7 protein-coding genes are annotated in these 8,116 nt (G+C 47.3%); 5 read left to right on the top strand and 2 right to left on the bottom strand.

Annotation, left to right across the window (positions count from 1 at the left end; genetic code table 11):
- Positions 1-194 precede the first annotated feature (194 nt).
- Complete coding sequence (locus tag KW93_RS06385) at positions 195-1,019, top strand: MBL fold metallo-hydrolase (protein WP_033542157.1); 825 nt, start codon at positions 195-197, stop codon at positions 1,017-1,019.
- Positions 1,020-1,118: 99 nt separating this feature from the next.
- Here the strand turns inward: KW93_RS06385 and KW93_RS06380 are convergent, their stop codons facing one another.
- Both KW93_RS06380 and KW93_RS06375 read right to left on the bottom strand, forming a co-directional pair.
- The gene (locus KW93_RS06380) at positions 1,119-1,664 is read right to left on the bottom strand and encodes a hypothetical protein (RefSeq protein WP_033542156.1); all 546 of its coding nucleotides are present in this window, start codon (positions 1,662-1,664) and stop codon (positions 1,119-1,121) included.
- A 19-nt stretch (positions 1,665-1,683) separates the two neighbouring features.
- On the bottom strand, positions 1,684-2,127 hold the full coding sequence (locus tag KW93_RS06375) for a hypothetical protein (protein ID WP_033542155.1): 444 nt from the start codon (positions 2,125-2,127) through the stop codon (positions 1,684-1,686).
- 146 nt (positions 2,128-2,273) lie between these two features.
- Here KW93_RS06375 and KW93_RS06370 point away from each other — a divergent pair, with 146 nt between their 5' ends.
- From KW93_RS06370 to KW93_RS06355, 4 genes are all read left to right on the top strand, one after another.
- Positions 2,274-2,714: an NUDIX hydrolase gene (locus KW93_RS06370; RefSeq protein WP_033542154.1), complete on the top strand. Its 441-nt coding sequence runs from the start codon at positions 2,274-2,276 to the stop codon at positions 2,712-2,714.
- Positions 2,715-3,166: 452 nt separating this feature from the next.
- Positions 3,167-5,932, top strand: coding sequence for a bifunctional diguanylate cyclase/phosphodiesterase (locus tag KW93_RS06365; protein WP_033542153.1), 2,766 nt, complete (start codon positions 3,167-3,169; stop codon positions 5,930-5,932).
- A 124-nt stretch (positions 5,933-6,056) separates the two neighbouring features.
- Positions 6,057-6,560 (top strand): PH domain-containing protein, encoded by a 504-nt coding sequence (locus KW93_RS06360; RefSeq protein WP_033542152.1) that lies wholly within the window; start codon positions 6,057-6,059, stop codon positions 6,558-6,560.
- Positions 6,553-8,037 (top strand): PH domain-containing protein, encoded by a 1,485-nt coding sequence (locus KW93_RS06355; protein WP_033542151.1) that lies wholly within the window; start codon positions 6,553-6,555, stop codon positions 8,035-8,037. The genes KW93_RS06360 and KW93_RS06355 overlap by 8 nt, the downstream gene beginning before the upstream one ends.
- The last annotated feature ends 79 nt before the right edge of the window (positions 8,038-8,116 follow it).

Raw genomic sequence — 8,116 nt, 5'->3', positions numbered from 1 at the left:
ATGAGCACTTTTCAGGATTCTATGATCACTCGGACTTTATTTCGCCGAAAATCTGGTGAATCCAGCAGCCGGGCGAAGAAGCAAGACTTATGGACGACTGCCGGCTGGGATTTTTAGGATATAATACAACTGAGAATTCATGTAGTAGAGAATAAAACAGAAGCAGCAAACCCTCCAGCGAAAGGATGAAACAAATGAAGAATTTTATCTGCACGACATGTGGTGTCCAAGCTGACATTTCCGCAGCTGAACCGGAGAATTGTACGATCTGCAATGAAGAAAGGCAGTATGTGAGTCCGGCCGGTCAAGCGTGGACGACGCTGGAAGAGATTATCCAGTCACAGACCTATAAAAATGAAATCGTGCCGGAAGAGGAAGGATTATTCGCCATTTCTACCTCGCCGGGATTTGCCATCGGGCAGACGGCTTATCTGGTGCAGGGGAAGAATTTTAATTTATTGTGGGACTGCATTACTTATTTAGACCCGAAGGCGATCGGCGAAATCAAGAAGCTGGGCGGCATCAATGCTATTGCATTGTCGCACCCGCACTATTATTCGACGCAGGTGGAATGGGCCGAAGCGTTTGATGCGAAGATTTACATCCACGAAGATGATGAGAAATGGGTGACGCGGCCAAGCGAACGGATCGTCTTTTGGTCAGGCGAATCGGTCCAGTTGGCAGAAGATATCCGTTTGCAACGTACCGGCGGCCATTTCAAAGGGGCAGCTGTAGCGGAGTGGAAATCAGGGAGCTCAGGCAAAGGGGTATTGTTCACCGGTGATATTATCCGCGTAGTGGCAGACCGCGAGTGGGTGACTTTCATGTACAGCTATCCGAACTTCATTCCATTGCCGGCATCAACTGTTGAGAGAATGGCGGAACAACTGGATGCCATTCCGTTCAACCGGATTTACGATGCATTCAACCGGATTGTGAAGGAAGATGCGGGAGCGGCAGTTCAGCGCTCGGCGAAGCGGTACGTTGCTGCGCTGAATGGCGAGCTTTTTGAGACGTAACAACTAATTGAAGATGACAAAAGGACTTCCATCTAAGCGGAAGTCCTTTCGTTTTTATTAATGTCACATTTTATTCGAATAAAAGAAATAAAATACTGTTCACACAATGACTCTTTCATTATTGCGAATAAAGAGGCTATAAAACCCAAATAGGAAAATGACATTCAGAACCAATAAGACACTCATCAGGATTGGAGCTATTCCAGGAATAAAGAAATAGCACAGCCCGGCCAAAGCGAATGTCATCATCATTAATACAACAACCATGCTCAGCCTTCTCGCAGGAAACTCAGCCTGCAAGCCTTCAATTAGGAAGGAAATTATGACGAATACCATAAACATCCCTGCAATGACAAAGCTCAACCCGATTAAAGAGACAACTGCCAAATGAGAGTCCATCGGCATGGTCAAAGGTGAATTTCCGGAAATATTCAGCAGGAAAAAGAGAATGCTGTGAAATATCATAAAGATGACATAAGGCTGAGCCTTCAATACCTTTTCATACTGACGCCCCAACTCCCGAACTCCAAAAAACAGCAATAGATATCCAATAATATTGGTTAAATAATATGCAATGCCGATATCGAGGAACTCAAAATTTGGTTTAAAGAATACAAAGAGTAATCCAAATAAAACATTGATCATAATTAGCCTCCTTCTTTACTTACCGATCAACAAACCTGCTGTTTCGAATGATGATTCCGGCTATAACGCCGACGATCAGTACAATAGCCGATATAAACCAGAAATTGGTGAACACATTCATGATATGGAACGGCGCTCTATGTGCATATACAGCCTTCAGCCACTGGCCGTCAACTTCTACAGCAATTGCTTCGGAAGCAGGGGTGCCTGCAATTTCATAATATTTGGTCCCTAATGGATAATAATTTGACGCATTGCCGTAATGATTGCCGGTCATGTCATCGGCCTGCGTCTCTACTTCCCCGATGACTTCTCCGACTTCATTTTCCTGCAGGAATTCTTCTTCCTTCACTTCATAGACATTCCCGTCCCAGACAACGAACCCGTAGGCCCAGCTCAATGCCTGTACGGAAGCAAAACATGTAAACATAAGCACGAGTGATAACAGAAAGATCTTTTTCATTGGCACCTCTGGTCAGAATTCTGTTTTATTTCATCGTAACAGAAAATTCTGGAAATAATAGAGGATTTTCCAAATAAAAGCTGAGCGACAGAAATGATATGGTACATTTAATGTAAATAAAAGACAGAGGGAACGGGGGATTTTTCATGGCATCGACAGAAAAAAGTATTCAAGCGGTTTACTCGCCGCCAAAACACATCGTTTCAGCAGCGACGATCGTATTGAATGACGAAGGGGAAATGCTGCTGATCAAAGGACCGCGCAGAGGCTGGGAAATGCCGGGCGGACAAGTCGAAGAAGGCGAGTCGCTGAAAGGCGCAGCTATTCGGGAAACGCTGGAAGAGTCGGGCATCGAAGTGGAAATCGTGAAGTTCTGCGGCATCTTTCAAAATGTGGAGGCATCCATCTGCAACACGCTGTTCCTGGCGAAGCCAGTGGGCGGCACGCCGACTGCCTCGTCAGAAAGTCTGGAAGTGGGATTCTTCCCGGTCGCTGAAGCGCTCGAAATGGTGACGTGGAAAAACTTCCGGGAGCGGATCGAGCTTTGCCTGAATGAAGAGGCAAAGCCTTTTCATGTGGAATTTTGAGTTCAAAACGCAGATATCACATGGAAATCTGCTGAACGCGCATATATTTTTTTAATCGCGCATAAAAATTTCTAATCGCGCACAAATTCTCCTCACCGCGCATAAAAAATTTTAATCGCACGCAAATCTTCCGGCCAGCCCATTTCCGCCTTTCTCCAAGCCCTAAAATCCAAAAGGAAGCTTTTCGCTGGGCGAAAAGCTTCTATATTAGAACCGGAAGTGACTTAAACTTCATTTTTCATTTTAAGAGCCCCACCGAAGCAGAATTTATATCATATTTGCTAAACAGTACGTGAAATTTGTCGATAAATAGGATGGACTACTAATTTTATTCTAGATAAATGCTTACAGAGTGAAGGCGTCTGGAACCGGTCTGCATATTTTTTGAGTGCAGAAAGATCGCGGAAGCTGCTTTGATAAGGATACGGCTCAGGCAAAATGGAGGCACTTTAATGGAGAGAGAACAAACGAGGTATTCCCGGCTAGCACATATTACGAAGTTAATAAACGCCAATACGGAATTGCGTCCGGTGATGGAGCATGTCACTACGGCAATTTCAGAAGAAATCGTCCGCTGTGATTCTGTGGGAATCTACTTGCCGCAGGAAGACGGAAGTTTCAGGGGATATGTCGGTAAGCCGGAAGTCATCAACGGCATGACGCTCGATATGCACGTGGTTGATACGGAATTTGATTTATTGGCAAAGGAAGTAATTGAGACACAGAAAACCATCTATATTCCCGACACGTCGAAAGATCACCGGCCGGATCCAAGAGCGGTTGCCGGTTTTGGCATAAAATCTTTGCTGGCGCTGCCCATTTCCTATGAGGGGGAATTGTTCGGGCTCGTGTTTTTGTTCGACTATGGCATTCCGATGAATCTGACGGAAGATGAAATCCAGACGGTCGAAGCCTACGTGAATATGGCGGGTGTGGCGATCAGGAACGCCAAGAATTTGACCCGCAAGGAAAATCTGCTTGCCGAGAAGCAGCTGCTGCTGGATCTGACACGTGATTTGTCCATGAGTTCTTCTATACAGGCTGTAATGGAGAAATGTTTTCATTACACCGGAATCGTTCTGAAAAACAACAATATCGGTGTCCATCTGCTGGATCCGTTGGCAGGGGCCAAAATAAAACCTGCCAGTTTAAGCGCAAAAAGTGAATGGAATAGAGATGAATGGCTGAAAAGGCATCATGAGCTGCGTTTTGATCCATCAGACGATCCTGTTTTCCATGAAGTGTTGCGCACGAAAAAGCCATTGCACATACCGAATGTCCGAAAAGATGAACGCGTGAATCAGGAAGTCTGCCGAACATTTGGCTTTGAAGAGATGCTGATGCTGCCGTTCGTGACGATGGGGGAAGTTTTAGGGGCACTGGTTCTGGTGAATTTTGAAAAAGATGTCCAGGGCTTTCATGAAGAGGATATTCAATGGGCCCAGTCCATTGCAGAAGCCACCGCTTCGACACTTTCGAATTTATTGTACATGGAAAAACAGGAAGTGCTGATTGAAGAACGAACGTCGGAAATCCGGATTAAGAATAACGAACTGGAAAATGTCATTGCTGAGCTGGAAAATCTCAGCCGCGAAAAAGAGCTGATTTTGAACGCTGTGGGCGACGGGATTTTCGGATTGGATCTGGACGGAAAGATTACCTTCTGCAATCCATCGGCGGTAGCCATGCTCGGTTACGAACAAGGTGAACTGATTGGGCAGTCCTACCAGATTATTTTAAATAAAGACAAGAACTTGAAGAAAAATTCCTTTTATGTGAAAGAAGACGTGAAGTTCCGGAAAAAGGACGGGGGCAGCTTCTTTGTCGAGTACGCTTTTTCCTCCATTAAAGAAGGCGAAAAAATCCTGGGCGAAGTTGTGACATTCAGGGATATTACGGACCGGAAACAACTGGAAGAAGAAATTACATACTTGGCGTATTACGACAATCTCACTGACCTGCCAAACCGCATCCTGCTGGACGATATCCTGGAAAAAGAGATAAAGAAGGCGGAGCGTGCGGGGCAGAAGCTGGCCGTCCTTTACTTGGATCTGGACCGGTTCAAGACAATAAACGACAGTCTGGGCCACAGCTGTGGAGATTTCCTATTAAGGGAAGTAGCGAAACGCTTAAACCGTGATGTTCCGGAGAGTGCAGTCGTTTCCCGGCGGGGCGGAGACGAATTCACCATTATCCTGCCGAATTTAGAGAGCAGAAATGAAGTAATCGAGCTGGTTGAAAGAATCGTCAATTCTTTTGCTGAACCATTTTTGCTGAAAGGGAATGAAGCCCACATCAAGACGAGCATCGGCATCAGCCTGTATCCGGAAGACGGGGATACGGCTGAAATGCTCATTAAAAATGCGGATGCGGCGATGTACAAGTCAAAAGAGAAAACAGGTACATATCACCATTTCTTCAAGAGCGAGATGAGTGAGAGGAATTTCGAAAATATCACGCTGGAAAATGCGCTATACAAGGCACTTGAGAATAACGAGCTGGTCATTTATTATCAGCCGCAGATTGACAGCCGGACGGGCGGCATCATGGGGGCGGAAGCGCTGCTCCGGTGGAATCATCCACTGAAAGGCATGATTTCGCCGCTGGACTTCATCCCGCTTGCCGAAGAAACCGGTTTGATTGTGCCGATCGGAAAATGGGTGCTGCTGAATGCGTGCAGGCAATTAAAGGAATGGCATGTGCGCGGATTCAAGGACATGACGGTTTCGGTGAATTTGTCCGGCAGGCAGTTTGAGGAAGACGACCTGATTCCGATGGTCAAAAGTATTCTTGCGGAGACAGCGCTGGCTCCTGAATATCTCCACATTGAATTGACGGAAAATCAAATCTTTAAAAATACCGAAGTGACAATCGACAAAATGCGTGAGCTGAAAATGCTTGGCGTGAAAATCGCGCTGGACGATTTCGGCACAGGTTATTCTTCACTGGGCTACCTGAAGAATTTCCCGATCGATACACTGAAAATAGACCGCTCCTTCATGTTCGATATCATCAAATACAAGGACAATGCGGCGATTACGAGTACGATCATCACGCTCGCCCAAAACTTGAGCCTGAATGTCATCGCGGAAGGCGTCGAGACGGAAGAGCAGATCGCTTTCCTGAAAGAGAGAAATTGTTACATCATGCAGGGCTTCTATTTCAGTAAGCCGATCGAAGCGGGAATGTTTGAGGAGAAATATCTGAGTTTTGTGTAGGTGTTAAAGAGATGTTGAAATCGAACGTCAGATTTCGGCGCCTCTTTCTGCATTTCCGGAAAGTCATAAGGAAATTTCGAAACTTAACCCGCACACAATCGTAATACAATTGAGGTGAAACAACATGGACTACATATTAAAAGAACCGGCACGTAAAATCTCACCGAAAATCATCCCGATCTGGCGTATAACCAATACGATCGGGCACGGCTCGTTCCTCTTGGGATTCGGCGCGCTGCTTGCCGCGAGTCATTATTGGGACTGGTATAACTGGGTCAACATTACTTTATACGTTCTGATCGGCATCACCGTTTTATCGGCGATTTTCAGCATATTCATTGAACCAATTTTCGTGCAGCGCACGTGGCGCTATGATGTCGATGAGAATTTCATTCAGCTGAAGCATGGCCGCTGGAATGTGGAACATACCATCATTCCGATGGCGAAAATCGAGTATGTGATGACGGACCAGGGACCGTTCCTGCGAAAAGCCGGCCTTTATTCATTGAAAATCGGCACGACCGCATCGAGCCATACGATTCCCGCCATTCCGCAGGAAGAAGCGCTGGCGCTGCGTTCGCAGATTGCGTCCTATGCCAACGTGAAAGAAGATGATTCGTTTGAATAAAACCAGTGACGCCAAACGCTATCATCCGGCTTATCTGCTTGTGGAACTTTTCGCCTTTCTTCGCAATAGTTTCTTCTTTATTTTATTTCTGTTCATCTTCAATTATGGCGTAACGGAAGGGTGGATTTTCTGGGCAAAAATCGTATTCGTGGTCGCGGCTGCGTTCACGGTCGGGAAGATTTTCCTGTCATGGTGGCTGCATACGTATGAAGTTGACAGCAAATCCATCACGTTGCGTGAGGGTGTATTCGTCAAGAAAGTAAGGACAATTGCGTTCGACCGCGTACAAAATAAGAAGACGTCGACGACTTTCATCCATAACTGGTTCGGGCTGACGTCATTGACTCTTGAAACGGGGACTTCGAGTGAAGACGCATCGGTGCGGTTTCCTGTTTTGAAAAGGCAGGAAGCCGACGACATCGTCCATGCGATTGAAAGAGGGACCGCAAAAGTGGCTTTGCCGGCTGAACAGGAAGACGGCGAAGAAGCTGAAGGACTGGAGGCGCAGCCGCCAAAAACGGAGCGCCGCGAATACTTCCGCTCGACACAGCGGGACACGCTGCGCGCCGCTTTCACGTCGCTCAGCTTCCTGGCCATTTTTCCGCTTCTCCTGGCGCTGTATTTCCAGATTGATGATTTCTTCTCGCTGGAAGATGAAGCGGAAAACGTCTTCCTTTATTTCGCTGACCATCTGTGGCTGCTCGCCCCGTTGTTTGTCGTCGCGATTTTAATTTCTTCCGTGATCGGTTATGTGCAGACGACGATCCGCTACGGCAATTACCGGATCGAAGCGGACCGCGACCGGATTTACATTACGCGCGGAGTCGGGCAGGTCCATACATTTACGATTCAGCGCAATAAAGTGCAGGCGATTCAAATTGAACAGCCGCTGCTGAAACGGCTGTGGGGCATTGTTGAGATCAAACTGATCAGTGCGGAAGCGATGAGCGTTGAAGAAGGGCCGGCGACCAATTCGCTCTATCCGTTCATGAAGACGAAAGAGGCCTACAGATTACTGACGGAACTGCTGCCGCAGTACACAGTGCAGGATAATCTGCGGCGCCTGCCGCGCAACACAATCTGGCTGAAGCTGATTCGGCCGTATTACGTTACGGCCATTGCGCTTGCCGCTCTGTGGTTCATCCGGCCATCGCTTCTGTGGGTTGCCGGAATCCTATTCGCGCTCAGCGTCGGCAGCCGGCTGTTTGATTATTTCTTTACGCGCTATGCGCTTGAAGGCGATTCGATCCAGATCCGGACGGGCGGTTTCACGACGACGACGTTCATTACCCGCCGGGAACGGATCCAGGAAATCGAAGTAAGCCAGTCGCGGCTGCAGCGTGCGTTTGGGGTCGGCAGTCTCGGCTTTACGAACCGCGCAAAACCGATTCACGTCAGTTCGATCCAGGATGTGCCGGACGAACTGCGCCATGAATTCAAGCACTGGTTCGTGCAGCGCAGAGTTAAATTGGAATAAATATAGAAAAGCGACAGCGAGAGATGGCCAAACTTGTTTGGACCATCTCTTGCGACGAAGCAGCGCAGCGATGCAGGAG

Source organism: Planococcus sp. CAU13 (assembly GCF_000775575.1).
Taxonomy (GTDB): Bacteria; Bacillota; Bacilli; order Bacillales_A; family Planococcaceae; genus Planococcus.
The sequence above is the reverse complement of the archived record's forward strand: the minus strand, read 5'-3'. Positions and strand labels throughout refer to the sequence as shown.